The sequence below is a fragment of the Niveispirillum fermenti genome (genome assembly GCF_052474395.1).
Window position 1 is genome coordinate 1381039 of sequence record NZ_CP156681.1, and the last position, 26341, is coordinate 1407379.

Consider the following 26341-nt stretch of genomic DNA (forward strand, 5'->3'; position numbering starts at 1 on the left):
AAAGTTCGTGAGTCATGCTGCCATTTGCTGAATGCTCACGGCGTCATGATAGCGTTGTTCGGCCTCTGCGGGCGGGATATTTCCGATAGGCTCGAGCAGGCGTCGGTTGTTGAACCAGTCGACCCATTCGAGGGTTGCGTATTCCACGGCTTCAAAGGATTTCCACGGTCCTCGCCTGTGAATGACCTCCGCCTTGTAGAGGCCGTTGACGGTTTCGGCCAAGGCATTGTCGTATGAATCGCCGACGCTGCCGACCGACGGTTCGATGCCGGCCAGCCCCAGCCGCTCGGTGTATCGGATGGACAAATATTGGCTGCCCCGGTCCGAATGGTGAACCAGTCCGGATTTCCCCTTCGGTCGGCGCTGGTGCAGGGCCTGCTCCAGGGCATCCAGGACAAAACCGGCGTCGGCCGTCCGGGACACTCGCCAGCCGACGATCCGCCGGGCAAAGGCGTCGATGATGAAAGCCACATAGACGAACCCGCTCCAGGTGGACACATACGTGAAATCAGAAAGCCACAGTTGATCGGGCCTGTCCGCCCGGAATTGCCGGTTCACCCGATCCAGCGGACAGGGTAAGGCCTTGTCGGCAATGGTGGTTTTCACCGGCTTTCCACGGATGGCACCGCGCAGGCCCATCTCCCGCATCAGCCGCGCGACCGTGCAGCGCGCCACCTGGATGCCCTCGCGCTGCAACTGCCGCCACACCTTGCGCACCCCATAGACCTGGAAATTCTCTTCGAACACCCGGCGGATAGCGGCCTTCAAGCCGATATCGCGCTGTGCCCGCGCCGGCAGTTTGGCCCGATCAGCGGCGCGGGCCGCATGCCGACGCACAGTTGACGGGGCGATTGGCAAAACCTCGCAAATCGGCTCGACCCCGTATTCCTGGCGGTGGGCATCGATGAAGCCCAGCATCATTTCTGTCGGCGGTCGAGCTCCGCCATCGCGAAATATGCCGATGCCTTGCGCAGGATCTCATTCGCCTGGCGCAGCTCACGGATCTCCCGCTCCTGCGCCTTCAACTTCTCCAGCACATCCAGCGGAATGCCAGCACGGCTGCCGCTTTCTACCTCGGCTCTCTTGACCCATTCATTCAGCGTGTGCGCCGAACACCCGATCTTGGATGCCACGGATGAAACTGCCGCCCATCGCGACGGATGATCCTTCTCGTGGTCCAGCACCAGCCGAACAGCCCGCTCGCGGACCTCAGCCGAAAATTTGTTCGTTGTCTTGCTCATCGTAGCCCCATCCTCTCAGGAGTTGGAGCCGCCGACAATCCCGGACCGGTTCACTGCACGGTCAGCTTCGTGACGACCGGCTCGCGCGCGTTCAGGACTTCGGTGACACGCACACCGCGCAGTCCCTTGCGGATGGCAGCGGCAATCCGCTTCATGCCGGCATCGATCGCAGACAGGGATTCCGGACGCCCAGCCACCGGCAAATAGGTCAGGTCGATGTCGACCGACAGGCGAGGCATGTCGCGGACGAACAGGTTGATCGCCGTGCCGCCCTTCAGCGCGAAATCCTCTTCCGCCGCAACGAACGGCATTACGGCGATCAGGAGTGCGACCTGCGCCCGGTAGCGATCAGACAGGGGCACCAAGATCCTCCGGCACGGTGATCAGGTACTTCGGATCAAGCCGGCCACCCTTGACCAGCATGCGCTTGCCGCTGCCGAGCGACACGCGGTCCCGGTCGATCCGGTTGACCCAGCGATGGCCGTGCCGTTCGGCAAACCAGAAGAACAGCCGCTTGGCCTTTACGCTACGGCAATCTTCCAGCAGCCTCTGGAGACGGGTCGGGCTGAGCGTGCGCAGCCCTTCCGCGATCACATCGACATTGTGGAATGTCTGGCGCTTCGGCAGTTCATCCAGCAATTCCAGAAAGGCCCGTTCAGGTGTGGAAACCAGCAGAGGCCATTGCGCGTTCATGGACAGCGGGCGAACATGGTCCCCGGTTCGTTCATGGTCATCGCCATCGTCGCCACCTGCCAAGCTGAACGGACCTTCCGCGGCCGTCGTTGCACTGAACAGGGTCTGGGCCTTGTGGAAGATGAAGCGCTCCCTGAAAGGCAGTTTCGCAAGCCAGCCGGGTGGGGGTTCGTCACCATAGAGGTGGATGCTCGCCGGTCCGCTGGTGGAGACGTAGTGACCAAACCCTTGCAGTTCAAGCGCGGTCCGGCCACCCACGATCAATGGATGCTTCATCAGCGATTGCAATGAGATGACGGCTCTTTCCCAGGTCAGCTTGCCAAGCGGCCGCTTGTAGGTGCCACGAACCGGCTGTACCAGCCAGCCGGCTGCGACATACTGGCTGCGGAGGCTGGTCGAATAGCCGTGCCGCTCCATCCAGGCTGCGTCCACCAGCAGCCCATCAGGGAGCGTCCGCTCCAGCAAGTTCAGCTTTCCTATGCTTTGCCTAGTCATACTTAGTAAAATAGCATAGCTTCAAACTGTGCCTCAAGGTTCAGGTTTATAGACATTTACAAAGCAAGGCTTCGTAAATGTCTATCACTATAAACTTATGATCCATTCGCATGGGTCACACGAACTTCCAGCCCAGATTGACGCCATAGGTGCGCGGCATGCCGGCGGTGCGGCTGAACATGTCGCGACCGTAATTGACGCTGGTCCAGTATTCCTCGTTGAACAGGTTGCGGACCCATATGCCGGCCGTCCAACGTTCGCCCGGTCCCATCAGGGTCAGCCCGCCATCGATCAGGGCGCGGGATTTCACACTGTAATAGGGCAGGTCCTGGAAATCCCCGTGGGAGCGCGATTGGTAGCTGAGGGAGAGCGTACTGCGCAGCGACAGGTCGGCCGACAGGTCCGTGACATGGTCCAGGCCGGCATTGACCTGCCATTCCGGTGAATAGGGAAACGCGCTGCCCCGGAAATCGACCGCATTGCCGAACTGGTCGAAACCTTCATAGTCCAGCACCTTGGTCTGCATCCAGGACGCTGCGGCCCGTGCCGTCAGGCCGGCCGCCAGCCGCCAGCTCACGTCGGCCTCCAGCCCCCAGATCTCCGACTTGGGCACGTTCAGCACCCGCTCCAGTGTGCGGAACAGCGGGTCGGTAAGAACGCCGAACACCTGCTTGTCGCGATAATCGCTGTAATAGGCGGCCAGATTGGTGCGCAGGACCCCATCCAGCAGGCGCAGCTTGGTTCCCATCTCATAGGATGTCACCTCCTCCTGCCGAACCGGCAGCAGCTGCCGGCTGGTATTGGCGGCGATGACGGGGAAGCCGCCGGACTTGTAGCCACGGCTGATCGTGCCATAGAGCAGCGTATCATCCGACAGGGTCCAGTCCAGGCCCGCGCGCCAGGAGAGATTGTCCTCCCGCAGCCTGTCATGGACTGTATCGGCCAGCGCCGTCATCGTCTCGTTGAAGGTGATGCAGCCGCCAGGCTGGATATTGGCCGGCACACCCGCCAGGACACCGGCCACCACCGTATTCCAGATGGGTGCGGTGTTATTGCCCACATCGCGGGTGCAGCCGTCGAAAGCCGTACGGTCGACATTGTAGCGGGCACCCAGGGTCAGCTTCAGGGCCTCGGTCAGCTCGTACTGCCCGCTGCCGAAGAGCGAATAGCTGTCGGTCTTCATATCGGCCACCGCCTCATCGACGCGCAGCCCCTCCGCGATCTGGCCCGGCAGATAGGCGTTGGGGACCGTGGCACCCACGGCGCGCAGCACGCCGACGGTGGAGAAATCGTCCAGCCAGGCCGTCATGCCCTCGAAGATGTCGTCATGGGCGTAGTAGCTGCCAAGCGTCCAACTCAGCCGCTCCGCCTCACCCGACAGGCGCAGTTCCTGGGAGAAGGAATTGACATGACCGCGCGGCTGATAGCTCAACGTTTCGACCGGCGCGCCATTGGCGTCGATCATGTCATCACGGGTGACACGGTTGTAAGCGGTCGAACTGTTCAGCAGCAGCCCATTGTCGAACGCATATTCCAGGTCCAGCGCATGGCCCTGGAAATCGGCATTCATGCGATAGGGTGGGCGCTGTCCCGAAAAGCTGCGCGAACCGGGATGGTCGGCCGGCACCCAGTCGGCCTGACTGTTCTTCGCGTCCAGCAGCAGCGACGGCGTGATCAGCGCCGCATCCAGGGCACCGGCCGGGTTCTCCGGCAGGTAATAGATGGCCTGGGGCGCCTGGGTGTCGGACCTGTCGCGCCAGAAGCTGGAGCGCAGCGTGGCCACCAGCCCGCCTTCCGGCTTCCATTGCAGGGTGGCGCGGCCGGCCAGCCGATCCTTCTCACCCAGCCGCTCGTCACGGGTGACGCTTTTCTGCCAGCCCTTGTCACTGTTCTCCGCCGTAAAGGCCAGGCGCAAGCCCAGGGTCTCCGATAGCGGGGCAGAGACATGGCCCTGCATCGTGAAGCTCTGGTAATTGCCGTACCCGGCAGTCAGCGCCCCCTCATAGCTGTCGCCCGGATTGGCGGTGACATATTTGATCAGGCCACCCGTGGTGTTGCGTCCATAGAGCGTGCCCTGCGGCCCCTTCAGCACCTCGACCCGCGCCAGATCGAAAGCCATCTGCTGCGTCATGAACGGATAGGCCAGGGCCGTGTCGTTCAGATAGACACCCACGGGCGAGGTCGCGGACAGGTTGGGCGTGTTGAAGCCAATGCCGCGCAGCGTATAGATCGGCGTACCGGCCACAGAATCCGCCGCGGTGAAGCCGGGCACCATCTGCACCAGATCCTTGGTGTCCGTCACCCGCATCGTCTCCAGCGCCTCTCCCCCAAAGGCGGCGATGGACATGCCGATACGGTCGGCCACGCCGGAACGCTTTTCCGCCGTGACAATGATCTCTTCCAGCACCTCGCCCGATTGGGCATGGGCCGCACCGCCCGCCGACAGGGCGAGCATCAGCGTCAGCGCCAGCCGTGAGGGCCTGCACCGTTCATTCATCCAAGACATGTTTGAAGCTCCCTTTTCTTGTCGGAACGGCTTTCCCGCCCCCCACTCATTTGGGCAACAAGTTGTCTTTTGTGCAACAAGTTTGTTGAGCACAAATGTGTTCTGCGTTAAGAATGGCTCCAGATAGACGCTTGTGGCCTGTCACCCCGCGTGACGCTGCTGACAACCAGTTGCCTCAGGATGGTTCCATGCCCGCTCCGCTTATCCTGCTGATCCATGGTTCCTGGCTGGGTGGCTGGTGCTGGCGGCCACTGGCCGGGCCACTGCGTACGCACGGCTGGCGGGTCGCCGCGCCAACCCTGACGGGCCTGGGCGAGCGTCAGCATCTGGGCGGGGCCGAAACCGGACTGTCCGCCCATGTCGCCGACATCCTGTCCGTGCTGGATTTCACCGAACCCGGCCCCGTCATTCTGGCCGGCCATTCCTACGGTGGACTGGTGGCGGCGGAAGTGGCGGGCAGCCGTCCGGAGCGGGTCACCGACCTGATCGTCATGGATGGCCCCATCGCGGCGGCAGGGCTGTCACTGTTCGACCAGATGCCGGAATTGCGGGCCGCCTTCACCGCCATGGCAACGGACGGGATGGTGCCACCACCGCCGCCGGACTTCCTGGGCCTTGATCCTGCGGACCCGGCCGTGACCAACCTGCGTCCCATGCCGCTGCTGACCCATGCGGAGCCGGCACGGTATGGGGCGGACGGTCTCACCTGCCGCCGCCATTATCTGCGCTTCGTGGATTTCCCGCCGACCGCCCCCCTGGCGGCGCAGGCCGCCCGAGCGGGCTGGTCGGTGGCCGAGCTGGCGGTCGGCCATATGGGCATCACCACCCATCCCGACCTTGTCGCCGATGCCATGACCCGCCTGCTGCGCCCCGGAGAGGATCAATGACCCAGAAGCTGAACCCCGCCACGCTGGCCCCGCCCGTCATGGGGCTTTACGCCCAGATCGCCATCGCGCCAGCCGGCCGGCTGGCCTTCATCGCGGGACAGGTGGCATTGGACGTGGATGGCAATCTGGTGGGGGGCGACAGCCACGCGGCACAGGCAAGGCAATGTTTCGCCAATATCGCCGCGGCCCTGGATGCGCTTTCGGTGAGGCCGGAACGGATCGTCAAGATGACGATCAATGTCGTTGGCCACCATCCCGGCCTGATCGCCCCCATCTTCGGGGCCGGGCGCGACATCTTCGGCGATGCCTGGCCCGTCACGGCCAGCATGCTGCTGGGTGTCCAGGCCCTGGGCCTGCCGGAATGGCTGGTGGAGGTGGATGCGGTCGTCTCGCTACCGGATTGACCCTTATTCGTCGTCCCCGCCGCGCAGGGCAAGGTCCTGCGCCACCGCCACGAGAGCACGCACCGGCCCTTCGCCCATCCGCCGCAACTGATGGCGCAAATGCCCGTCGAAATGGATGGCGTCGCCCGTATCCAGTTGCACCACCCGGTCCGGGAAGATGATCTCCAGGCTGCCTTCCAGCACGTAAAGGAACTCGTCCCCCGGATGGTCGGCCTGCTGGGACAGGCGGTCGCTGCCCGGCTCGATCATGAAAACGCTGAGGCGGCGCTTGCCGCTGGCCGGCAGCAGGGCACCCGGCCCTTCCGCGCTGTCATCGGCGATATCGACATGGTCGGTGCTGCGGATGACAGTGACGGCGTTGTCGTCGGTATTCTCCCCGAACAGGTGGCCCACCGGCACGCCCAGCGCTTCCGCGATCTTCAACAACGTGCCGACCGACGGTGATTTCTGCCCATGCTCCACCCGCGACAGGTAGCCCTTGTCCATGTCCGTGCGTTCGGCCAGTTCGGCCAGTGTCATGCCCTTGCGGCGGCGCGTGGCGTGGATGGAACTGGCGATGATGTTGGCATCGACCGGCGCCGCCGCGGCGGCACGCTTCTTAACGGCGCGTGTCATTCCCTCTCCCGTCAGCCCCCGTCACTGCATCCGGGGCGACATTCTTCCTGCCGGATAAACAACCATTTGTCCATAACACTGAGCAGGGCGATTCCACTGGACAAAGATTTCACCCTGTATAATGTCTTTTGGACAACTTGTTGTCCAATATTCCAGACAGAGAGAGGAGGCCGCCCCATGTGGTCCGGCACCGTTCACGCCCTGCATCTGGCACCGCGTTCCTTCCTGCCCATGCGCGGCCAGGACCAGTTGGTCCTGCTGGCCGGCATCGGCGTGGAGGGCGACCGCTACGCCACCGGCAACGGCTTCTATTCCGACCGGCCGGAAGAGGGCCGGCAGGTCACCTTGTTCGAAGTGGAGACGCTGGAGGCACTGGCCCGCGACCATAAGGTGGCGCTGAGCGAAGCCGACCACCGGCGCAACATCACCACGCGCGGCGTGCCGCTGAACCATCTGGTGGGGGCACGCTTCCGCATCGGCGGCACCCTGCTGGAAGGCACGCGCCTGGCCACCCCCTGCCGGCATATCGAGCAGATCACCGGGCTGGAAATCTTCAACCTGATGCTCAACCGCAGCGGCCTGCACGCGAAGATCATCACGGGCGGCCCGATCCGCTTGGGTGACGAGGTGGCCCCGCCGTGAGCATCCTGAAGCTTCACCACCATGTCACCACCGTGGTCCGGTCGATGGAACGGGAGACGGACCGCGTCATCCATTACGAACTGGCCGATCCCGATGATTGGGAACTGCCACCCTTCACGCCCGGCGCCCATATCGATGTGCGGCTGGAAAACGGCATGGTCCGGCAATATTCGCTGTGCGGTAATCCGGCCATCCGCAACCGCTATCATATCGCCGTGCAGGCCGAACCGCAGGGACGCGGCGGGTCGCTGGCCCTGCAGGCGCAGTTGCGGGTGGGATCGGTGCTGCCAGTCTCCCTGCCCCGCAACCATTTCCCGCTGGACCCGGATGCAAAGCACCATGTGCTGATTGCCGGTGGCATCGGCATCACGCCCTTCCTGTCCATGCTGCACACCCTGAACCGGCAGGGTGCGAATTTCGAGCTGCATTATTGCGCGCGCACGCCGGAGGAGACAGCCTTCCACCGGTATCTGGCGCCCCTGGCGGCGCGCGGCGTGGTCCGGTTCCATCATGACCGCACCGTGCCGGCCAACCCGCTGGATGTGACCGGCTTGCTGGCACGGCCCGTGGCGGGGGAGCATGTCTATTGCTGCGGCCCTGGCGGCCTTGTCGCCGCCGTCCTGGAGGCGACCAAGGATCGCGATCCGGAGACGGTGCATATCGAACAGTTTGGCGGCAAGCACCGCACCGCCGGCGGCACAGCCTATACGCTGGAACTGTCCCGATCCGGTCAGATCATTCCCGTGCAACCCGACCAGACCATGCTGGAGGCGCTGAGAGGCGCCGGGGTGGAGGTGCCCTCCTCCTGCGAGGCGGGGGTCTGTGCCGTCTGCAAGACCCGGTGGCTGGCCGGGGCGCCCGTCCATCGCGATCTGATCATGAAGCCGGCCGAACGCGCCGACCATCTCATGCCCTGCGTGTCCGGCTGTTCCGGCGGCACGCTGGTGCTCGACCTTTAAGGAAGCCATCCATGAAACCGCATCTTTCCCCCGCCGTTGCGGCAGGGTCCCTGCTGTTCCTGTCAGGCGCACTGGCCTTCGACGGCAATGGCGCCCTGCCCGCCGGCATCGAGGCGCAGACCAGCCAGTGCCTGGACAATCTGGCCGCCATCCTGGCCAAACACGGGTTGGGGCCGGCCGATATCGTGAAGACCACCGTCTGGTTGACCGCCAGATCTGATTTCGCCGGCTTCAACAAGGCCTATGCCGGCTGGTTCGGCGATTGGGCACCCGCCCGATCCACAACCATTGCCGGCCTGGTCATCGATGGCGCCCTGGTGGAAATCGAGGCCGTGGCCCGGCTGAAGGAGCGGACATGACCCGCCTGATCTTCATGAGCCCCGCCTGGCTGGCCCTGGCGGAGGCGGCCCTACAGACGGCCCTGAATGCCCATCCCGGCGGGTCCGCATTGCATCTGTCCCTGATCGAGCGGTTCCACAATCTGCCACCCGACGCCCCCTGGCCGGCGATGGGCGAGCCGTGCCTGCGGCTGGATGTGGCGGATGGAGGTGCCCGCATCCGCTATGGCACCGCCCCGGGGGAGCAGGTGGCGACCGAGATCATCTGCGACTGGATGGATGCCTGGCGCGCTGCCAGCCTGCATGCCGGGCCGGAACTGGCGGCATTGCGGGCAGAACAGCAGGCACAGGGGCGTATCCGCGTAACAGGCGATCTCGTCCCCTGGGGGCCGATCCTGGCACCGGTGCACGACCGCATGGCCGACCACACCAAAGCTCCCTGATCCATCTGTTCGCGATGCATGTCCTTGCCCGGCCCGCCCGCAAGGCGGCCGGGCATTTTCTTTCCACCTTGGCCGTTGACAAGCCGCATCGAGTTGTCCCTAATGTTGTTAGGGCAACAATATGCCCAATAAACAAAAGGGCCGCCCTGCGGCCGTGAACAGCGAGGGTTTCATGATCGGGAAATGGACAAGGCCGGCGCTGCTGCGCGCCGGTGCGGGGCTGCTCGCCCTGACGATGGCACAGAATGTTCACGCGGAGACGGCCCCCGCCGGCGACGGACCGATGATCGAGGAAATCATCGTATCCGCCCGCCGGCGGCTGGAGCCGCTGCAGACCACACCGGTCGCTGTGACGGCATTGAGTGAGGAGTCCCTACGGGAACAGGCCGTATCCAATGTCGCCGATGTCGGTCGGCTGGCGCCCAACCTGCAGATCGCCACAGGCCGCAACAGTTCCAGCATCGGCTTCATCTTCATCCGCGGCGTCGGCCAGGCGGATGAAAGCCCCACGGCCGATCCCGGCGTGGCGCAGTATGTCGATGATGTCTATCTGGGCCGCCTGCAGGGTGGGCTGGTCAATATCAGCGATGTCGCCTCGGTCGAGGTGTTGCGCGGGCCGCAAGGCACGCTCTATGGCAAGAACACCATCGGCGGTGCGCTGAAGATCAATTCCAAGCTGCCCGGCCCCGATGCCGAATATGCCGCCAGCCTGTCCTATGGCAATTACGACAGCCTGGCGGCCAAGGCATCGGTCAGCCTGCCGCTGGTCGAGGATGCCTTGTTCTGGCGCCTTTCCGTGGATCGCAGCCGCAATGACGGCTTCATGCGCAACAATTTGACCGGCACGCGCGCCAACGACCAGGACGTTCTGTCGGGCCGGACCATGCTGCGCTACAACCCCTCGGAAGATATCGACATCCTGTTCTCCCTGGACGGATCGCGCGACCGGTCGGCCCCCTATTACGGCTTCGTCAGCGCCACCTCGGAAACCGAGATCACCCCTGTCATCCAGGCACTGATCGGCGATATCGGCACCTATGCCAAGAGCGTGCAGGGCGATATCTGGAACGGTGCCTTCGATGCCGGGCAGGAGGCGGTGCTGGCCCCCTTCACCCCCAACGAGGATGTGTGGGGCGCCTTCCTGCGCGCCTCCTACGGTGACGATGAGCTGAACGTCAAATCCATCACCGCCTATCGCGAGATCAAGCGCGACCGCATGTCGGAGGCCGATGCCTCACCGCTTTCCATCGGCAATTTCGCCGACCGCATGGACCAGTGGCAGGTCAGCCAGGAATTCCAGCTATCGGGAGAGGCTCTGGAAGGACGGCTGAACTGGCAAGGCGGCGTGTTCTATTATCAGGAGGATGTGGGCCTGCTGACGGTCGCCAATCTGGTGCCGGCCTTCGTGCCGCTGGGCCTGGACCAGACCCGCAACCAGCAGCTTGACGTCACCACCAAGAGCTATGCCGCCTTCCTGAATGCCAGCTACGACCTGACCGAGAAACTGTCCGGGTCAGTTGGCCTGCGCTACACGTCGGAGCGCAAGTCGATCTTCGTCTGGAACCGCTCCATCGCCACGGGTGCCACCACCTTTGGCCCTTCTGACAATGCCCGCACCTTCGACGATCTGTCGCCCAAGATCGGGCTGGATTACGAATGGACGCCGGAATTCTTCACCTATGCCAGCCTGTCCAAGGGGTTCAAGAGCGGCGGCTTCAACTATGACCCCGACACGATCGGCACGCTCCAGCCCTACAACCCGGAAAAGGTCTGGGCCTATGAGGCCGGGGTGAAGACCCAATGGCTCGACCGGCGCCTGACCCTCAACCTCGCCGCCTTCTATACCGACTACAAGGATATCCAGCTGCAGGTCTTCGCCATCCAGAACGGCACGATCTTCCAGCCCACCGCCAATGCCGGCAAGGCGCATGTGCAGGGTCTGGAACTGGAGGCGCGCTGGCAGCCTGGGGCTGGCTTCACCCTGTATGGCAGCGGTGCGCTGACCGATGCCGCCTATGATGAATATCAGGACGCGGTGCTGGGCGACGTGTCGGACCGCAAGTTTGTCTATACTCCCAAATATAGCGGACTGGTCGGCCTGGCCTGGGAAGGACCGGTATCCGAGACCGCCTCGGCCCATCTGGATGTCAATTACAGCGCCAAGTCCCGCACCTGGCACGACCCGCAGAATACGCGCGCCATCGCCCAGGGCGGCTATGGCCTGCTGAATGCGCGCGCAGCGCTGCGCTTCCAGGATGACCGGCTGGAGGTGGCGGCCTATGGCAAGAACCTGACCGACCGCGCCTATATCCAGAATGGCGCTTCGTTGCTGGACAGCCTGGGCTATGCCATCGCCTTCGCCGGGGCGCCGCGCACCTATGGGCTGGAGGTCAACTGGCGCTACTGAGCACCTTCAGCCCCGCCACCTGCATCTCCAGTCCCAGACGGAACCTGGCATCCTGGTCGCCGTCGAAGATATCGGGGATGCAGGCGGCGACATGGGGGTAGCGGTCGCCGATGAAGCGCGTGAATTCCTCACGCCGGGCGGCCAGGGCCACCCCCTCACTGCCACCCGGCTCATACGCGCCCTGTTCCTCGATGGTGAAGCCCAGCACGAAATAGGTGACGGTCAGTGCCCCCCAGGCGGCCTTCTGCCGGGGAAGGCCGGCCGCCATCAGCACACCGATCAGATGGTCGGCGGTGCGGATGACATTGTCATTGATGGAGAAGGTGCCGGCGAAGACCCGCGCCCCGTCGCGCCGGGACCGCAGTGCCGCGCGCAATTCCCAGGCGATGAACGACACCTGCTCCGCCCAGCTTCCCGGCGGCACAGCACGCGCGACCGGGGCGATCAGTGCATCGGCCATCGCCTCCAGCAGGCTCTGCTTGTTCTTGAAATGCCAGTAGAGCGACGGGGCCTGAATTTTCAGCGCATCGGCCAACACCCGCATGGTCAGGCCGTCCACCCCCACCTCGTCCAGCAGCCTGAGTGCCGCAGCGACAATCTGTTCCCGATCAAGACGCATCGCATTTCCCCGTTGACATCATCTCTCTCTAACAGTGTAAGGTCTCGCCTAACAACGTTAGATTAATGGAGCCAATCATGAATTTCTCGACCCAGGTCATCATCACCGGCGGGGGCCCGACCGGCCTGATGGCCGCCTGCGAACTGGCACTGGCCGGCATCAAAGTGACGGTGCTGGAACGGCGGACGGAACGGGTGGCGCAGTCGCGCGCCCTGACGCTGCACCCCCGCACGCTGGAAATATTTTCGATGCGCGGACTGCTGGATCGGGCGCTGAAGCGCGGCATCCCCCTGCCCACGGGCCATTACGGCGTGCTGGATACAAGGCTGGACTTCACCACCCTGGACACGGATTGCCCCTACACCCTGTTCATTCCGCAGACGGTGACCGAGGAATTGCTGGAGGAGCGCGCCCTGGAACTGGGCGTGGACCTGCGCCGTGGCTGTCGCGTCACCGGTTTCACCCAGGATGCCCATGGTGTCACCGTCACGGCCGAGGGATCGGACGGCACCTTCACCGGCCATGCCCTGTTCCTGATCGGGGCCGACGGCGCGCGCAGCACGATCCGCACCCTGTCGGGCATCCCGTTCAACGGTACCGAGGTCACCTCCACCATGTTCCTGGCCGACATGGTGCTGGACGACCCGCCCAAGGCCAATTCCTTCGCCAATGACAGGGGCCGGTTCCTGGTCGTGCCCCTGGGCGACGGTAAGCATCACCGTTTCGCCGTTGTCGATGGCGACCGGCTGGCCGTGCCCCTGTCGGAACCCGTGACCGAGGAGGAGGTGCGGCAGGCCGCGCTGAAAATCGCCGGTACCGATTTCGGCATGCGCGATCCCTTCTGGCTGTCGCGCTTCGGGGACGAAACACGCCTGGCCGCCAGCTACCGTCAGGACCGCGTGCTGTTGGCAGGCGATGCCTGCCATATCCACCTGCCTGCCGGTGGCCAGGGCCTGAATGTCGGCGTGCAGGACGCCTTCAACCTGGGCTGGAAGCTGGCCATGGTGATCAAGGGCGACGCACCCGACAGCCTGCTGGACAGCTATCATACCGAACGCCAGCCGGTGGGCCAGGCGCTGCTGGACAATACGCTGGCCCAGACGGCGGTAATGGTGGCCTTCAAAGGCCGCGATCTGGCCCTGCGCCAGGTTCTCAACGATCTTCTGAAGCTGCCGCAGGTCAACCGCCTACTGTCCGACCAGATCTGCGCCTTCGACATCGCCTATCCCGCCCCTATCTGGCCGGTGGCGGACACTTCGCCGCTCAGCGGCGAACGGCTACCGGATTCCGAGTTGCAGTTGGTGGACGGGACGGTCGTCACGCTCTATTCGCTGCTCCAGAAGGGAAGTTGGCTGGATATCCGGATGCCCGGTGCGTCAGGCGCCATGGAGGTGGAAACCGCCCGCCAGGTGGAGGCAACGGGGATCACCGGCGACAGGTACGCAGGCCTAAGCCGCCTGCTGGTCCGTCCCGATGGCCATCTGGCAGCTACCGCAGCCTGAAGAAAAACCGAACAATCCAGGCCCGGCGTCACGGCTCATCCGGAAGCCGGGCCACTCAACATCAGCGCGCAACGAGCCAGAACCTCCGCTCACAAACCACCCAGATGTCCCACTTGTTTCGACGATAGACACCTAGCCGTATCGACACGGACGGCCGGGCTCAACACGTTCGACCTGACGGCCCTGACCGCGCCTGCGCTGCTGGTCGCCCTGCTGCTGATGTTCATTGGCGGCGGCCCCGCCTCCACCGCCGGGGGCATCAAGGTATCGACGGCGGTCGTCCTCTTTGCGGTTACCGTCGCGCATATCCGCCGCCGCCAGACGGTGAGCGTCGGCCCCGGCGCTCGGTGCCACCCCAGGCGGTCCAGCAGGCGCTAAGCGTGGCCTTGATCAGCCTGTTCGCGACGGCCATGCTGACCTTTGCGCTGCTGCTGGCCGTGCCCGGTCTTGGTTTGGTATCGGCGGGTTTTGAAATTCTCAGCGCCTATGCCACCGTCGGCCTGACAGGCGGCGCCACTGCCATGGCCGGCGCGGCGGGGCATCTGGTGCTGATCCTGGCCATGTATCTTGGCCGGCTGGGTCCGTTGGCCTTGGGCTTTGCGCTGCTGACGGAAAAGAAAGTCAGGGTCGAACATCCGCGCGCTGAAATCTTGATGGGGTGAGACATGCAGGACCTGGTTGGAATGGCGGCCCTGGTGATGGCGCTGGGGATCGGGGCGCAATGGCTGGCCTGGCGCTTCCAGGTCCCAGCCATCGTACTGCTGGCCGTCGGCGGCATCCTGGCGGGACCGGTCTTCTGAGAGCTGGTCCCCTGTGAGCGGACAGTTTGCTAAGCTTGGTTCGGCCTTATTGAAGGACGAGCGACATGGCGGGACAGAGGAAGCGATATTCAGCGGATTTCAAGGCGAAGGTGGCGCTGGAGGCGATCCGGGGCGAGTTGACGATGGCGCAGCTTGTGTCGAAGCACGGTGTTCACCAGACGATGATCAACGCTTGGCGCAAACAGGCGATCGAGGGGATGGCGGCGTCGTTTTCCGGGAAGGCCGAGGCCAGTCCAGTTGTTGATGCCGCCGAGATCGACCGGCTGCACGCCAAGATCGGTCAGTTGGTGGTGGAGCGGGATTTTTTGCGCAAGGCCTCCGGTCGATGAGCGCCGGTCGGAGGCGGGAGATGGTGGATCGGTCACATCCCGGCTTGTCGGTTGTCCGGCAATGCGCGCTGCTGTCGATCAGCCGGTCGCATTATTACGGGCCGGTACGGGGCGAGAGTGCTGAGAACCTAGCGCTGATGCGAGTGATTGATGCCCAGTTCCTGGAGACGCTCTGGTACGGGAGCCGACAGATGACCCACCATCTGCGGCGCCAGGGTCATGTCGTCAACCGCAAACGGGTGCGCCGGCTGATGGGCCGGATGGGGTTGGCAGCCATCTACCAACGGCCAAAGACCAGCGTTCCCCATCCCGAGCACAAGATCTGGCCCTATCTGCTGCGGGATCTGACCATTGACCGGCCGGACCATGTCTGGTGTACGGACATCACCTACATTCCCATGCGGCGGGGCTTCCTGTACCTGATCGCCGTAATGGACTGGGCATCGCGTAGGGTGCTGGCCTGGAAGCTATCCAACAGCATGGACATCGATTTCTGCCTGGAGGCCCTGCAGGACGCCATGGCAAACCACGGCAAGCCGGAAATCTTCAACACCGACCAGGGCGGCCAATTCACCAGCCCGAGATTCACCAGCATCTTGACCGATGCCGGTATCAAGGTTTCCATGGATGGAAGAGGCCGCTGGATGGACAATGTGTTCATCGAACGGCTCTGGCGGTGTGTTCATCGAACGGCTCTGGCGGTCACCGAAATACGAATGCGTCTATCTCCACGCTTTCGAGACCGGCAGCGAGGCCAGGGACGGGATCGGACGCTGGATCGATTACTACAATAACCGGCGCCCGCATTCCGCGCTCGGGGGACAAACACCCGACGAGGCATACAGGCAAAGGGCGGACAGAACGTGTTTGGCGGCGTGAACTGATCAGGACCAAGCTTAACGCCGAACAAAAACTGTCCGCTCACCGGGGACCAGCTCTTTTTTCGACGGGATTGAGTTCGGGGCAATAGGGTGGCAGATGAAGGATGCTGATGGTATCGGGGACCTTCAGTCTTCCGCCTGTCTGGTGCCACCCGGCGCCGTCGAGAATGAGAACGGCATGGCTTCCTGGCTGGATTTGGGAGGCGATTTCGGCCAGATGCTTATTCATGGCCTCTGCGTTGGCGCGGGGCATGACGAGGGCTGCACCGACATCGCGTGCGGGGCAGACAGCACCGAAGATATAGGCCCAGGTATAGCGGGTGTCCTTCAACTGGCGGGGCCGGCTGCCCTTGTCGGCCCAGGCGTAGGTTAGCGTTCCCTGTTGCCCGACGCGGGCCTCATCCTGCCACCATAATTCCAGAGGCTTGCCGCTTGCGTGGTCTGGGATTACCGCGGCGACCAGCGCGGCGAAGTTTTTTTATGCATCTCAAGGGCTTGCGTGTCCTGGGCCGGGTGACGCGGCCGGGCTGAGATGTGGCTGAAGCCCAGCCGATGCAGGATCTTGCCCACACCTCCTTCGGCGATTGCCACGTGAAAGCGATCAGAAATCCGTATCGCCAGATCGCTCAAACGCCAGCGAACGATGCCATCCTTCTCCGGATCGGGGCCCTGGCGCACCCAACTGGCAAGCTCTTCCAGTTGTTCTGCGGACAAAATCCCAGGCCGACCCTTTGATCGACGATCCACCAGGCCGGCTATCCCCTCCGCGTTATAGCGATGCACCCAATCCCGTAACGTCTGGCGATCCATGCCGGCAGCCGCAGCCGCTTCCTCCCGCGTCTTGCCCTCCGCAATAAGCGCCAGCGCCAAAAGACGCCGGGCCACGTTCGCATCCCGGCTCCCTACTGCCTCACGACGCAGCGTCGCCGCGTCCGAGCCCGCTCGGGTAATCTTGATGGCTGCAGACATGGCTACCCCCCGCAACGCTAAAAATGCGCTACCAGGGAATCACAGCCGAGTGATAAAGGGAATCCCTTCGATCTCAACGAGAGTCATTTCCTCGGCGGGTTGGTATTACTTGCGGGGTTTGTGGCAGGTTGGGGCAGAAACGACAAAAGCCGTTGATCCCTTTTGAGGATCAACGGCTTATCGGTGGATGCGGGGGCTCGCCTAAACCGATGGTATGACAATTTATCCGGTAATATATGCGTAGTCAATTCACCATCTACGCAACAGCTGCTGCCCCGTATGGCCGCTATGGAGGCGTTTATGGACGGCTCGATCTTAGTCGAGCAGGCCAAATCAGTAGACGACAAGTTCTCTTCGCGAACATGAAATGGTAACGTCAGCCATAACATTCAGATAATATGTGATGTAATTCAATTTTTATCATAATCAGATTTGGTCAATATCTTTTATATTTAAAATATCAAGCCTATTTTTACTAAAATGTTCGGATTTGTGCGTATTATATTTTACAATTCTCTAAGAAGTCCAAGCAGGCTGGCGGGTCGTTGGGCGCGAGATTACGAGCCCGCAGCGAGGCGTCTGTGAACCGCGCCGGGATTGTCGGCGGCAAAAGTTCGTGAGTCATGCTGCCATTTGCTGAATGCTCACGGCGTCATGATAGCGTTGTTCGGCCTCTGCGGGCGGGATATTTCCGATAGGCTCGAGCAGGCGTCGGTTGTTGAACCAGTCGACCCATTCGAGGGTTGCGTATTCCACGGCTTCAAAGGATTTCCACGGTCCTCGCCTGTGAATGACCTCCGCCTTGTAGAGGCCGTTGACGGTTTCGGCCAAGGCATTGTCGTATGAATCGCCGACGCTGCCGACCGACGGTTCGATGCCGGCCAGCCCCAGCCGCTCGGTGTATCGGATGGACAAATATTGGCTGCCCCGGTCCGAATGGTGAACCAGTCCGGATTTCCCCTTCGGTCGGCGCTGGTGCAGGGCCTGCTCCAGGGCATCCAGGACAAAACCGGCGTCGGCCGTCCGGGACACTCGCCAGCCGACGATCCGCCGGGCAAAGGCGTCGATGATGAAAGCCACATAGACGAACCCGCTCCAGGTGGACACATACGTGAAATCAGAAAGCCACAGTTGATCGGGCCTGTCCGCCCGGAATTGCCGGTTCACCCGATCCAGCGGACAGGGTAAGGCCTTGTCGGCAATGGTGGTTTTCACCGGCTTTCCACGGATGGCACCGCGCAGGCCCATCTCCCGCATCAGCCGCGCGACCGTGCAGCGCGCCACCTGGATGCCCTCGCGCTGCAACTGCCGCCACACCTTGCGCACCCCATAGACCTGGAAATTCTCTTCGAACACCCGGCGGATAGCGGCCTTCAAGCCGATATCGCGCTGTGCCCGCGCCGGCAGTTTGGCCCGATCAGCGGCGCGGGCCGCATGCCGACGCACAGTTGACGGGGCGATTGGCAAAACCTCGCAAATCGGCTCGACCCCGTATTCCTGGCGGTGGGCATCGATGAAGCCCAGCATCATTTCTGTCGGCGGTCGAGCTCCGCCATCGCGAAATATGCCGATGCCTTGCGCAGGATCTCATTCGCCTGGCGCAGCTCACGGATCTCCCGCTCCTGCGCCTTCAACTTCTCCAGCACATCCAGCGGAATGCCAGCACGGCTGCCGCTTTCTACCTCGGCTCTCTTGACCCATTCATTCAGCGTGTGCGCCGAACACCCGATCTTGGATGCCACGGATGAAACTGCCGCCCATCGCGACGGATGATCCTTCTCGTGGTCCAGCACCAGCCGAACAGCCCGCTCGCGGACCTCAGCCGAAAATTTGTTCGTTGTCTTGCTCATCGTAGCCCCATCCTCTCAGGAGTTGGAGCCGCCGACAATCCCGGACCGGTTCACGGTCCCAAGCTGGTCGATCTTTACGGAATGGATGACGCGAAGGCGTGGGGCCTTAACCTGGTCCAAGATCTCAAGGAGTACCTGGCCGGACGCTTGCCCTGGAAGGAAGTTGACAGGGGGTGCCTGTTGGTCGGCCCTACTGGCACGGGCAAGACGTCGTTCGCGCGTATCTTGGCGGGAACAGCCGGGCTGCCGCTTGTAACCGGATCGCATAGCGAATGGCAGGCGGCCGGGCACCTTGGCTTGATGCTGGCGGCAATGCGTAGCACGTTTGAACATGCACGAGCGCAAGCCCCCTCCATCCTGTTCATCGATGAGATTGACGCCTTCCAGGACCGGCAATCCCTGCGGAGCAATCAGAGGGACTATAGTCACCAAGTCGTCAATGCCCTTCTTGAGGCGACCGACGGCACCCTCGCGCGGGAAGGGGTTGTGCTGCTGGCGGCAGCCAACAGCCTGTCGGTCGACCCGGCGTTGATCAGGCCCGGTCGGCTCGACAGGGTGATCATGGTATCCTTGCCTGATGACCAAGCGCTGGCCGGAATCCTGCGACAGCATCTCGGTCCCGATCATCTCCCCGGTGTTGACCTTCTGCCCTTTGTGTCAGGCATGACGGCATCCGGTGCTGAAGCCGAGCTTTGGGCTCGTGACGCCAAGCGTGAGCCCCGTCGCGCCGGGCGGCCGATGACCCCTGACGACCTGCTGGCTCATATCCCTCGTCCTGAAACCGTTTCCCCCGATCTGCATTTCAGGGTCGCGGTGCATGAGGCTGGTCATGCAATCGCCGCCGCGGTCGAGCTGCCGGGCAAGATCCAGATCGTCAAGGTTCAGGGCGAACATGCCGGCGTTCGGTTCGAACTGGGCCAGTTCGACACCGAGGCCGATGCCCATGCCCATATCCGCATCCTGCTGGCGGGTCGCGCGGCGGAAGAGGTCCGCCTGGGAGCCCCAGGTTTCGGGTCCGGCGGTCCCGCGCACAGCGATCTTGCGCGCGCCACCACCCTGGCAGCCGCCATGTTGGCGGGCCATGGATTCGGTGACCGACTGCTTTGGCTGGGCAACGCCATCCCCGAAAACACCCACTCGTTCTTGTCGGCGCACCCCACCTTGGCAGAACAGGTCGGCCGTATGCTGGCGGAGGAATATGAACGGGCGTTGGCACTACTTCGACCGCGCCTGCCTGTTATCGACAGGGTGGCCTCCATCCTGGTCGAGCGTGGCAGCATGTCGGGTCCCGAACTGGAAGAACTTGTCGCGGCCATGCCCATCGCGAAGGAGTTGGTGCCGTGACGGCATTTCGCGGCAAGCTGCGGCAGCCCAAACGAAGCGAGGATAAAGGGCCTTCGGTCAAAGATGAAACAAGATGGCCATGAAGAAACCCCGCCAAGCCACCATGGGGCCGCGACTGGTGCCTCTGTGCACGAAAGGATCGGCAACTTACCGCTGGTATATCCGATACCAGGATCCCGCCAGGGGGAAGCGGGACATCTCCACCGGTTGCCCGGTGGAGGACAGGGTTGGGGCTGAAAGAGCTTTGGCCGAATTCATCCTTGAGCAGCAGGCCGTTGCCATCGCAGCCGAGAATTCAAAACCGGACGTGGCGAACCGGCGCGCAGAGGTCATGACATGCGGTCAGGTCCTGTCCATCTATATGGACCAGCATGCGAATACAACAGCCGCCCCGCAACGGATTGGCTGGGCTATCCAATCCATGACCCCATTCTGGGCAGATGTCCTTGTTTCCGACATCAAGGGCGAACTTTGCCGCCAGTACCTCGTCAGTCGGAAGAAGCGGGAGCGTATTCCAGATACCGACCCGCCGCGCTACCGGACGGTGCCGGTATCACCAGCAACGGTACGACGTGAACTCGCGACCCTCGCCGCGGCTCTGGGATACTGCCATCGCGAGGGGCATCTGCTATCGGTTCCTGCGGTCTGGCTACCGCCTGCCTCCATGCCTAGGGAAACGTACTTGTCACGCCAGGAGGTCGCCAGGCTGATCCGTGCAGCCCGAAAGGACCGGCGGTCAGGCCGACATTTGTCCCTGTTCATCCTCGTCGCTTTTTATACGGGGCGGCGCAAGGAGGCGATCCTCTCCCTGCAATGGGCACCGAACCTTCAGGGCGGCTGGGTCGATCTTGACAAGGGCGTGATCGATTTCCGGCCCGTTGGCCGTGCTGAAACGGCCAAGAAAAGGGGCAGGCTGGAGGTTCCGGATCGGCTGCTTCGGTTCCTGCACTACACACGCCGACGGACGAAAACTCACGTTTTCGAGTATGGTCCCCATAACCGTCATGTCAAAGACCTGAAGAGATCATTCGCATCGGCAGCAAAGGCAGCAGGCCTCAATCCCGATGTGGTCACACCCCACACCCTTCGCCACACCTGCATCTCCTATTTGGCCCAGTCAGGCGTTTCCCTCTTCGATGCTTGCGGCTGGGTCGATGTGACCATGGAAACGGCGGAACGCGTGTACGCCCATCACGATGGGCGGCATGACAGGGTTCGAGACCTTTTGGGCAAAGGCGGCCGGGGACGGAAATGAAAATGGCGGAGATTCTGCATCATTCCCGCCATGGCGGTCAGCCCGGGGTGCAGATGTTCCCGGACGTAACTGAGCGATGAGTTGAGCGATGATTGAGGGATCAACGCCCCGCCATCATTGTCAATCTATTGATTTCATTGAAGAAAAGTGGCGGACCCGAATGGATTCGAACCATCGGCCTCTGCCTTCGGAGGGCAGCGCTCTATCCAGCTGAGCTACGGGTCCATGCCGGCTGGTAAGTGTCTGACCACCCCCCAAGCGGCGCGGAACATAGCGCATCATTTTCCCGGGTGCAAATGCTTACTGAAGGAAAATGGCCATATCGTCTGGAGGGGGAGGGTCAGCCCAGCATGGCTCTCAGGGCCTGGCGGGAAAGGTCGCGCAAGGCGTCCCGCATGCGCTGAATCTCGTCCGCGGCGGCCTCGTAATCCCGGATCAGGCCGCCGACGAGGGTGGCCGGGTCGACCAATTCCTCCGGATAGCGGTCGCGGGCGCGGGCGGCGCGGCGGCGCAGACGTTCGACGATATCTTCTTCGTTGGACATGGACTGGCCGCCCCGATGCTGTTCAAGCCACTGCCCTTTAAACATGCCCTACCGGTTCCGTCACCCCTTTCCTTTCGCCCGCACCCCCGTGGCGTGCCCGCCGCCCGAAAGGGGTAAGACACATACTCTACGCCTCAATGGTTGATATTTTGCCTGGGAACGCCTATTGCTGCCGTAAGGGGCGCATTTCGGAAAAAGAATAACGAGGTTTTTCATGCCGATCATGGCACGCGGCCGGGGCCACCGGCTGGTCGCCGCTGGCGCCCTGTTCCTGTCCGTTGCGGCGCCCGCCCTGGCGTCCCTGGCCCATGGGGGCGACGGCTCTTGTCCGGCCACCCGCCCCGGTCACTGCGCCTTCACCGTCGGGCAGGAAGGCGTCCATCGCATTGATGTCACCCTGCCGGCTGGGCTGGCAGCCGGCCCTGGCGATATCGCGATCGGCGGCCAGTCCTGTCCCCTGAGCCGCCAGCCCCAGGCGGATGGCACCACCGATCTGCGGCTGGCCTGCTTCGCCTATCTGACCGGGGGCAGCACCTATGCGCTGACCATTCCTGTCAATGGGCAGGTCGATGTCACCCGGGCCGACCCGGCCAATGGGGAACCGGTCACCATTATCCCCTGATCCGGCATCCCCTGATCCGGCTCCCCGCCGGGCGCCGCGTCAGGCCGAAGGCCGTCGTCGCCGGCTGGGCATCAATGGCGGGGCATCAATGGCGGGGCATCAATGGCGGGGCTTCATCTCCACCGTCTGCTCGATGCTGTTCAGGGCGTCGGCCAGACGGTGGCTGGCGCTGCCGCGCTTCGCCGGCTGTTGTTGCACCGAGGCATCGGGTGACCAGCCGGCCAGGAATACGATCTCGAACGTCGCGGGCACGGTGCCATCGGCTTCCCTGAACAGCTCCATGTAGCGTTCGGCGGCGCGGATGATCACCGCGCGCCGGGTCGGCCGCTTCAACCGGGACAGTCCCGCATTGGTTTCCCCCATGCCGCGTAGGTCGCGCATCAGGCGGAACGGATCGGGGTAGGCTACGGTCAGCGTGTCCATATCGGCCACGGGCAGGGCGAAGCCGGCCCGCTGCAACAGGCCGGCGGCATCGCGCAGGCCGGCCATGGGGCTGATCCGGGCCGACATGCCGCCCGTCACCTCCATCTCGGCCTCCATCAGGGCACGGCGCAGTTCGAACAGGCTGTCACCCCCCAGCATGGCGGCGATGAACAGCCCATCCGGGCGAAGGGCGCGGCGGGCCTGGATCATGGCACCGGGCAGGTCGTTCACCCAATGCAGCGACAGGTTCGACACCACCATGTCGAAACTGCCGGGCGCGAAGGGCAGGGCCTCCTCGTCGGCGGCCACGGCCGGGCTGCCGGTGCCGGCGGCTGCCATCCGTGCCATGGCCGGCGACAGGTCGGCATGGACCATCTGGCGGATGCCGTTGCACCCGCCGAACGCGGCTTCAACCTCGCCCCCATGGCAGCCCAGGTTCAGCACGCGCGGAAACGTGCGCTTGATCATGTCGAGCCGTTCGGCCAGCCGGCCGGCCACCTCCCGCAGCAGGAAGTCGAACCGCCCGATCTCGGCGGCGGCGCGGTCGCGGTGCCGACGCACCAGCGGCCGGTCGAACAGGAACATCGTGTCTGTATCGTTCATGCCCTTGGCCATACTCCGCATCCGGGCGCCTGGCAACAGGGCGCATCGGGAGAATGCCGATACGCCGCCGGTCAGACGTGCCGGTCATCCGTGTGCAACGGGCCTCATACCGTTTCCCGGTGATCGCCACCGCTCACCGGGACCGATCGCCAGCGCCCGCATCCCCGTGGGCTTGGCGACGTGCCACGGGGCATCACCCCCGGCCGGCGGGGGCCGCGTAGCGGGCCAGCCAGTCGGCGATGGATTGCGGGGTCATGCTGCGGGCCTTGGCCAGTTCCGCGCTGTCGGTGGCGTTCACCAGATCCCCCTCCGCCGTGACGATCAGGACGCTGGGCACGCCCCGCAGCTTCTCCACCCCATAGCGGGGCGGGATGTGCAGGTTGCGGGAGAAACGGCCGACGTCGATCTTCACCAGCTCGTAATGGGTATCCAGAAAGCCCTTGACCTCCGGCAGTTCCATGATGCCGGCCAGGATGCGGCAATCGGGGCACCAGTCCCCGCCGAAATTCAGCATCACGCGCTTGCCGCTGGCTTTTGCCCGCTCGAACGCCCGGGTCACGTCGGCATCGGCGTCCGCCTGCTCGTCATAGGGCAGGGGCAGCGGCTGGGGCAGCGACCCGATATCCGTGATCGATACGGTGGGGGCGGTCACCTGCGCCATGGCCGGTGCGGCCGTCAGCAGCGGCAATGCCAGAAGGCCGGCGGAAAGAAGAAGGTATGGGCGCATGGATCGTTTCCTTGTCGCATGGAAACCGGACAGCGTCCGGCGGCCCCAGTGTACCGGGCCGCGATCCTGTCGCAATGGGAACATGCGCCCTGGTACCGTGTCACCCTGCCTGATGCGCCAGGGCCAGTCCGGCCATGGCAGCACGGACGCGCAGGATGCTGCCCGTTCCGCGGGAAACGATGTGCAGATCCCGCCGCCCCGCCCCAGGCCAGGTTGGTCGGGCGGGACATCACGGTCCCGGCCGGATCATGCAGCATTTCCACCAGCCGCCCGGCAGGCGTCAGCAGCACCAGCTTGTTGGCAAATGGCAGGGTGATCCACAGATTATCCTGTTCATCGAAGGCCAGCCCGTCCGGATAGCTCTGGCGGGCCTGGGTCGCTGCGTCCAGCTTCAGGATGTCCTGGAACATCGCATCCGACGTCACCGTCACCTATCGCACCCAGGCGATGGGGGGGCGGAGACGGAGCTGTTCCTGACCGTGAACAACCTGCTCGACCGCGATCCGCCGCTGATCCCCGGCACCATTCCGGGTCTGAACCTGCCGACCATCATCTCGCTCTATGACACGGTCGGCCGCGCCTACACCTTCGGCGTGCGCGCCCGGTTCTGATCCCTGTCACCCCCGGGGCGGACCTGTCGCCGCGCCGGGGCTTCCTCCTGGTGGACCGCACCTTGCCGGGCGGCATCCGTTCTTGGCCTTGCGCCGTCCCGTCCGGGATCAGTCCCGGCGGGATGGATCGTAGACGGGCCGGTCCAGCTTGAACTGGTCGCTGTTGCGCACGTACCAGCCGCTGCCATGGGTGCGGCCGATCAGTTTCATGGCCGGCGTGTCGAGATACTGCTTCTGCGCGTCCAGCACGAACCGATCATGGATATGCGCCATCAGGATTTCGCCCAGCACGATAGTCTGCCGGCCGATATCGATGGCGGAATGCTTGCGGCATTCAAAGCTGACGGGGCTGGTGGCGATGCGCGGGGGCTTGACCAGCTCGGACGCGACCGTGTCCACGCCCGCATAGTCGATCTCGTCCACCGCTGCCGGCGCGTCGATGCTGCACTGGTTCATGCGTTCTGCATCGGCCTCGCAGACCAGGTTCACGACATATTCCCCCGTCTCCATGATGTTGCGGGCCGTGTCCTTCATCAGCCCCGTGACGGGGTGCTTCAGCAGCCCCAGCACCAGCAGCGGCGGATCGTCGCCCACGGCGTTGAAGAAGCTGTAGGGGGCGGCGTTGCGCACGCCATCGCGCGACAGGGTGGTGATCCAGGCGATGGGGCGTGGCGTGACGGTGGAGTTCATGATCTTGTAACGTGCTGCCGGCGGCAGGCTGCGCATGTCGAACTGCATGGAACGGAACCCTGTGGCCGAAGAGGGAGAAGGCGTGACGGATCAGTCCTGGCCGGCTGCATGCGCCGCGGCGCGCCTCGCGGCGAAGGCCTCCCGCTCCCCCGGATCGGCGGGCGGAAGGCCGGGCGTGGCGGGTTCGATGGACAGGGGCAGGCGGCCTTCCTGGATATCGGCCAGCACGGCTTCGATCTCCCGCCGTGCCGTGCCCCGCGTGGCGCCCGACATCAATGTCAGGCATGTGGTCAGCAGGTGCGGGATCACGATATCATCGGCGATATGGCCGCGGCACCAATCATAGATGATGGTGTATTCGAACCGCACGACATCGTCGGCCAAGCGCTGGGCGTCGATCCAGGGCTGAAGCTGTCGCCTGGCCTTCAGCGCCTCGATCCATTGCAGGTTCGGGGTGACGGCCACGGAATGCATGGTGTTCCAGATGTCGCTGTCGGCATCCAGGCTGAAATAGATCGACATGATCGCGCTGATGTAATTGCGGATCTGCCGGTTGCGCTGGACCACGAAGACTATGCGCTCCACATTGCGCTGCAGGGTGCCGGCCGGGCTGGAATAGGGCAGGCGGGAGATGTAGCGCTCGAAATACTCGTGGATCGCCATGGCGATCATGCGTTCCTTGGTCTGGAACGCATTGTAGAGGGTGCGCTTGGACACATCGGCGCGTTTGCAGATCTCGTCCATGCTGAAGCCGGCCAGCCCGCGCTCGGCGATCAGCTTGCGCGTCTCCTCCAGGATGCGGCGGCGGCGGGCATGGATGGCGGGGCTGGAATAGACCAGGGCCTTCTCCGGTTCGATCCGCGACACGGGGCTCACACTCCTCAAGCTGGTTCACCGCTGCCTTGGTCCCCCTGCGGGGGC

Annotated in this window: 28 protein-coding genes, 1 tRNA gene, 2 pseudogenes and 2 other annotated features; of the genes and pseudogenes, 16 read left to right on the forward strand and 15 right to left on the reverse strand. The window is 63.7% G+C overall.

Annotation, left to right across the window (positions count from 1 at the left end; all coding sequences use genetic code 11):
* Window positions 1–12: 12 nt before the first annotated feature.
* The 4 genes from ABC728_RS17835 to ABC728_RS17850 all read right to left on the reverse strand — a co-directional run bounded on the left by ABC728_RS17835 (window position 13) and on the right by ABC728_RS17850 (window position 4935).
* A protein-coding gene (locus ABC728_RS17835; RefSeq protein WP_445376347.1) for an IS3 family transposase occupies window positions 13–1241 on the reverse strand; the annotation gives its coding sequence in 2 pieces (ribosomal slippage) (window positions 13–947 and window positions 947–1241; 1230 coding nt in all).
* Window positions 844–960: a sequence feature (AL1L pseudoknot), on the reverse strand. (Overlaps the previous gene by 117 nt.)
* Before the next feature lie 50 nt (window positions 1242–1291).
* Window positions 1292–1603, reverse strand: a complete 312-nt coding sequence (locus tag ABC728_RS17840) for a nucleotidyl transferase AbiEii/AbiGii toxin family protein (protein ID WP_445376632.1) — start codon at window positions 1601–1603, stop codon at window positions 1292–1294.
* Window positions 1590–2399, reverse strand: a complete 810-nt coding sequence (locus tag ABC728_RS17845; protein WP_416622245.1) for a type IV toxin-antitoxin system AbiEi family antitoxin domain-containing protein — start codon at window positions 2397–2399, stop codon at window positions 1590–1592. The genes ABC728_RS17840 and ABC728_RS17845 overlap by 14 nt, the downstream gene beginning before the upstream one ends.
* Window positions 2400–2544: 145 nt before the next feature.
* Window positions 2545–4935 (reverse strand): TonB-dependent receptor, encoded by a 2391-nt coding sequence (locus ABC728_RS17850; protein WP_416622244.1) that lies wholly within the window; start codon window positions 4933–4935, stop codon window positions 2545–2547.
* A 188-nt stretch (window positions 4936–5123) separates the two neighbouring features.
* Here ABC728_RS17850 and ABC728_RS17855 point away from each other — a divergent pair, with 188 nt between their 5' ends.
* A complete protein-coding gene (locus ABC728_RS17855; protein WP_416622243.1) occupies window positions 5124–5822 on the forward strand; it encodes an alpha/beta fold hydrolase in 699 nt (232 codons plus the stop codon).
* A complete protein-coding gene (locus ABC728_RS17860) occupies window positions 5819–6226 on the forward strand; it encodes a RidA family protein (RefSeq protein ID WP_416622242.1) in 408 nt (135 codons plus the stop codon). Before ABC728_RS17855 ends, ABC728_RS17860 begins: the two co-directional genes overlap by 4 nt.
* Window positions 6227–6229: 3 nt before the next feature.
* On the opposite strand, the gene ABC728_RS17865 is transcribed toward ABC728_RS17860, so the two are convergent.
* On the reverse strand, window positions 6230–6841 hold the full coding sequence (locus ABC728_RS17865) for a helix-turn-helix domain-containing protein (RefSeq protein WP_416622241.1): 612 nt from the start codon (window positions 6839–6841) through the stop codon (window positions 6230–6232).
* A 177-nt stretch (window positions 6842–7018) separates the two neighbouring features.
* Here ABC728_RS17865 and ABC728_RS17870 point away from each other — a divergent pair, with 177 nt between their 5' ends.
* The 5 genes from ABC728_RS17870 to ABC728_RS17890 all read left to right on the forward strand — a co-directional run bounded on the left by ABC728_RS17870 (window position 7019) and on the right by ABC728_RS17890 (window position 11630).
* A complete protein-coding gene (locus ABC728_RS17870) occupies window positions 7019–7483 on the forward strand; it encodes an MOSC domain-containing protein (RefSeq protein WP_416622240.1) in 465 nt (154 codons plus the stop codon).
* Complete coding sequence (locus ABC728_RS17875; RefSeq protein WP_416622239.1) at window positions 7480–8442, forward strand: PDR/VanB family oxidoreductase; 963 nt, start codon at window positions 7480–7482, stop codon at window positions 8440–8442. The genes ABC728_RS17870 and ABC728_RS17875 overlap by 4 nt, the downstream gene beginning before the upstream one ends.
* Before the next feature lie 11 nt (window positions 8443–8453).
* On the forward strand, window positions 8454–8801 hold the full coding sequence (locus ABC728_RS17880) for a RidA family protein (RefSeq protein WP_416622238.1): 348 nt from the start codon (window positions 8454–8456) through the stop codon (window positions 8799–8801).
* Window positions 8798–9223: a hypothetical protein gene (locus tag ABC728_RS17885; protein ID WP_416622237.1), complete on the forward strand. Its 426-nt coding sequence runs from the start codon at window positions 8798–8800 to the stop codon at window positions 9221–9223. Before ABC728_RS17880 ends, ABC728_RS17885 begins: the two co-directional genes overlap by 4 nt.
* 121 nt (window positions 9224–9344) lie before the next feature.
* Window positions 9345–11630, forward strand: coding sequence for a TonB-dependent receptor (locus tag ABC728_RS17890; protein ID WP_416622236.1), 2286 nt, complete (start codon window positions 9345–9347; stop codon window positions 11628–11630).
* Here ABC728_RS17890 and ABC728_RS17895 read toward each other — a convergent pair.
* Complete coding sequence (locus tag ABC728_RS17895; RefSeq protein ID WP_416622235.1) at window positions 11614–12249, reverse strand: TetR/AcrR family transcriptional regulator C-terminal domain-containing protein; 636 nt, start codon at window positions 12247–12249, stop codon at window positions 11614–11616. The genes ABC728_RS17890 and ABC728_RS17895 overlap by 17 nt on opposite strands.
* A 77-nt stretch (window positions 12250–12326) precedes the next feature.
* On the opposite strand from ABC728_RS17895, the gene ABC728_RS17900 reads away from it, so the two are divergent.
* The 5 genes and pseudogenes from ABC728_RS17900 to ABC728_RS17920 all read left to right on the forward strand — a co-directional run bounded on the left by ABC728_RS17900 (window position 12327) and on the right by ABC728_RS17920 (window position 15780).
* Entirely contained in the window at window positions 12327–13751 is a 1425-nt protein-coding gene (locus ABC728_RS17900) for an FAD-dependent monooxygenase (RefSeq protein WP_416622234.1), read from the forward strand.
* Window positions 13752–13934: 183 nt separating this feature from the next.
* Entirely contained in the window at window positions 13935–14129 is a 195-nt protein-coding gene (locus tag ABC728_RS17905; RefSeq protein WP_445376654.1) for a hypothetical protein, read from the forward strand.
* A gap of 2 nt (window positions 14130–14131) precedes the next feature.
* Window positions 14132–14413: a hypothetical protein gene (locus tag ABC728_RS17910; protein ID WP_445376633.1), complete on the forward strand. Its 282-nt coding sequence runs from the start codon at window positions 14132–14134 to the stop codon at window positions 14411–14413.
* Between the two features lie 3 nt (window positions 14414–14416).
* The gene (locus ABC728_RS17915) at window positions 14417–14551 is read left to right on the forward strand and encodes a hypothetical protein (protein WP_416622232.1); all 135 of its coding nucleotides are present in this window, start codon (window positions 14417–14419) and stop codon (window positions 14549–14551) included.
* A 65-nt stretch (window positions 14552–14616) separates the two neighbouring features.
* Window positions 14617–15780, forward strand: a pseudogene (locus tag ABC728_RS17920) (IS3 family transposase).
* A 63-nt stretch (window positions 15781–15843) separates the two neighbouring features.
* Here ABC728_RS17920 and ABC728_RS17925 read toward each other — a convergent pair.
* Together ABC728_RS17925 and ABC728_RS17930 are read right to left on the reverse strand one after the other, a co-directional pair.
* Window positions 15844–16751 (reverse strand): annotated as a pseudogene (locus tag ABC728_RS17925) (IS630 family transposase); the annotation flags it as partial.
* Between the two features lie 621 nt (window positions 16752–17372).
* A protein-coding gene (locus ABC728_RS17930) for an IS3 family transposase (protein ID WP_445376347.1) occupies window positions 17373–18601 on the reverse strand; the annotation gives its coding sequence in 2 pieces (ribosomal slippage) (window positions 17373–18307 and window positions 18307–18601; 1230 coding nt in all).
* Window positions 18204–18320: a sequence feature (AL1L pseudoknot), on the reverse strand. (Overlaps the previous gene by 117 nt.)
* Before the next feature lie 81 nt (window positions 18602–18682).
* Between ABC728_RS17930 and ABC728_RS17935 the strand changes: the two genes are divergently transcribed.
* The gene (locus ABC728_RS17935; protein WP_445376634.1) at window positions 18683–19945 is read left to right on the forward strand and encodes an AAA family ATPase; all 1263 of its coding nucleotides are present in this window, start codon (window positions 18683–18685) and stop codon (window positions 19943–19945) included.
* A gap of 73 nt (window positions 19946–20018) precedes the next feature.
* Window positions 20019–21200: a tyrosine-type recombinase/integrase gene (locus ABC728_RS17940; RefSeq protein WP_416620626.1), complete on the forward strand. Its 1182-nt coding sequence runs from the start codon at window positions 20019–20021 to the stop codon at window positions 21198–21200.
* A gap of 148 nt (window positions 21201–21348) precedes the next feature.
* Here ABC728_RS17940 and ABC728_RS17945 read toward each other — a convergent pair.
* A tRNA-Arg gene (locus tag ABC728_RS17945) sits at window positions 21349–21425 on the reverse strand.
* 115 nt (window positions 21426–21540) lie between these two features.
* Complete coding sequence (locus ABC728_RS17950) at window positions 21541–21744, reverse strand: hypothetical protein (protein ID WP_445376635.1); 204 nt, start codon at window positions 21742–21744, stop codon at window positions 21541–21543.
* Window positions 21745–21958: 214 nt separating this feature from the next.
* On the opposite strand from ABC728_RS17950, the gene ABC728_RS17955 reads away from it, so the two are divergent.
* Window positions 21959–22366, forward strand: coding sequence for a hypothetical protein (locus tag ABC728_RS17955; protein WP_416620624.1), 408 nt, complete (start codon window positions 21959–21961; stop codon window positions 22364–22366).
* Window positions 22367–22465: 99 nt separating this feature from the next.
* Here the strand turns inward: ABC728_RS17955 and ABC728_RS17960 are convergent, their stop codons facing one another.
* The 3 genes from ABC728_RS17960 to ABC728_RS17970 form a co-directional block, all read right to left on the reverse strand.
* On the reverse strand, window positions 22466–23404 hold the full coding sequence (locus ABC728_RS17960) for a methyltransferase domain-containing protein (protein ID WP_445376636.1): 939 nt from the start codon (window positions 23402–23404) through the stop codon (window positions 22466–22468).
* A gap of 181 nt (window positions 23405–23585) precedes the next feature.
* Window positions 23586–24119 carry a thioredoxin family protein gene (locus tag ABC728_RS17965; RefSeq protein WP_416620622.1) on the reverse strand — a complete coding sequence of 178 codons (534 nt, stop codon included), beginning with the start codon at window positions 24117–24119 and terminating at the stop codon, window positions 23586–23588.
* Window positions 24068–24466 carry a hypothetical protein gene (locus tag ABC728_RS17970; protein ID WP_445376655.1) on the reverse strand — a complete coding sequence of 133 codons (399 nt, stop codon included), beginning with the start codon at window positions 24464–24466 and terminating at the stop codon, window positions 24068–24070. The genes ABC728_RS17965 and ABC728_RS17970 overlap by 52 nt, the downstream gene beginning before the upstream one ends.
* On the opposite strand from ABC728_RS17970, the gene ABC728_RS17975 reads away from it, so the two are divergent.
* The gene (locus ABC728_RS17975; RefSeq protein WP_416620632.1) at window positions 24368–24730 is read left to right on the forward strand and encodes a hypothetical protein; all 363 of its coding nucleotides are present in this window, start codon (window positions 24368–24370) and stop codon (window positions 24728–24730) included. The genes ABC728_RS17970 and ABC728_RS17975 overlap by 99 nt on opposite strands.
* Window positions 24731–24838: 108 nt before the next feature.
* On the opposite strand, the gene ABC728_RS17980 is transcribed toward ABC728_RS17975, so the two are convergent.
* Window positions 24839–25468 carry a flavin reductase family protein gene (locus tag ABC728_RS17980; RefSeq protein WP_416620621.1) on the reverse strand — a complete coding sequence of 210 codons (630 nt, stop codon included), beginning with the start codon at window positions 25466–25468 and terminating at the stop codon, window positions 24839–24841.
* Window positions 25469–25510: 42 nt separating this feature from the next.
* Entirely contained in the window at window positions 25511–26287 is a 777-nt protein-coding gene (locus ABC728_RS17985) for a TetR/AcrR family transcriptional regulator (RefSeq protein WP_416620620.1), read from the reverse strand.
* Window positions 26288–26341: the final 54 nt, after the last annotated feature.

Excerpts from the sequence above, each read along its gene's own strand:
- ABC728_RS17850 (WP_416622244.1), bottom strand. The coding sequence starts at position 4,935 with ATGTCTTGGATGAATGAACGGTGCAGGCCCTCACGGCTGGCGCTGACG.
- ABC728_RS17855 (WP_416622243.1), top strand. The coding sequence starts at position 5,124 with ATGCCCGCTCCGCTTATCCTGCTGATCCATGGTTCCTGGCTGGGTGGC.
- ABC728_RS17860 (WP_416622242.1), top strand. The coding sequence starts at position 5,819 with ATGACCCAGAAGCTGAACCCCGCCACGCTGGCCCCGCCCGTCATGGGG.
- ABC728_RS17865 (WP_416622241.1), bottom strand. The coding sequence starts at position 6,841 with ATGACACGCGCCGTTAAGAAGCGTGCCGCCGCGGCGGCGCCGGTCGAT.
- ABC728_RS17870 (WP_416622240.1), top strand. The coding sequence starts at position 7,019 with ATGTGGTCCGGCACCGTTCACGCCCTGCATCTGGCACCGCGTTCCTTC.
- ABC728_RS17880 (WP_416622238.1), top strand. The coding sequence starts at position 8,454 with ATGAAACCGCATCTTTCCCCCGCCGTTGCGGCAGGGTCCCTGCTGTTC.
- ABC728_RS17885 (WP_416622237.1), top strand. The coding sequence starts at position 8,798 with ATGACCCGCCTGATCTTCATGAGCCCCGCCTGGCTGGCCCTGGCGGAG.
- ABC728_RS17890 (WP_416622236.1), top strand. The coding sequence starts at position 9,345 with ATGCCCAATAAACAAAAGGGCCGCCCTGCGGCCGTGAACAGCGAGGGT.
- ABC728_RS17895 (WP_416622235.1), bottom strand. The coding sequence starts at position 12,249 with ATGCGTCTTGATCGGGAACAGATTGTCGCTGCGGCACTCAGGCTGCTG.
- ABC728_RS17900 (WP_416622234.1), top strand. The coding sequence starts at position 12,327 with ATGAATTTCTCGACCCAGGTCATCATCACCGGCGGGGGCCCGACCGGC.
- ABC728_RS17915 (WP_416622232.1), top strand. The coding sequence starts at position 14,417 with ATGCAGGACCTGGTTGGAATGGCGGCCCTGGTGATGGCGCTGGGGATC.
- ABC728_RS17935 (WP_445376634.1), top strand. The coding sequence starts at position 18,683 with ATGGATGACGCGAAGGCGTGGGGCCTTAACCTGGTCCAAGATCTCAAG.
- ABC728_RS17940 (WP_416620626.1), top strand. The coding sequence starts at position 20,019 with ATGGCCATGAAGAAACCCCGCCAAGCCACCATGGGGCCGCGACTGGTG.
- ABC728_RS17950 (WP_445376635.1), bottom strand. The coding sequence starts at position 21,744 with ATGTCCAACGAAGAAGATATCGTCGAACGTCTGCGCCGCCGCGCCGCC.
- ABC728_RS17955 (WP_416620624.1), top strand. The coding sequence starts at position 21,959 with ATGCCGATCATGGCACGCGGCCGGGGCCACCGGCTGGTCGCCGCTGGC.
- ABC728_RS17960 (WP_445376636.1), bottom strand. The coding sequence starts at position 23,404 with ATGGCCAAGGGCATGAACGATACAGACACGATGTTCCTGTTCGACCGG.
- ABC728_RS17965 (WP_416620622.1), bottom strand. The coding sequence starts at position 24,119 with ATGCGCCCATACCTTCTTCTTTCCGCCGGCCTTCTGGCATTGCCGCTG.
- ABC728_RS17975 (WP_416620632.1), top strand. The coding sequence starts at position 24,368 with ATGCAGCATTTCCACCAGCCGCCCGGCAGGCGTCAGCAGCACCAGCTT.
- ABC728_RS17980 (WP_416620621.1), bottom strand. The coding sequence starts at position 25,468 with ATGCAGTTCGACATGCGCAGCCTGCCGCCGGCAGCACGTTACAAGATC.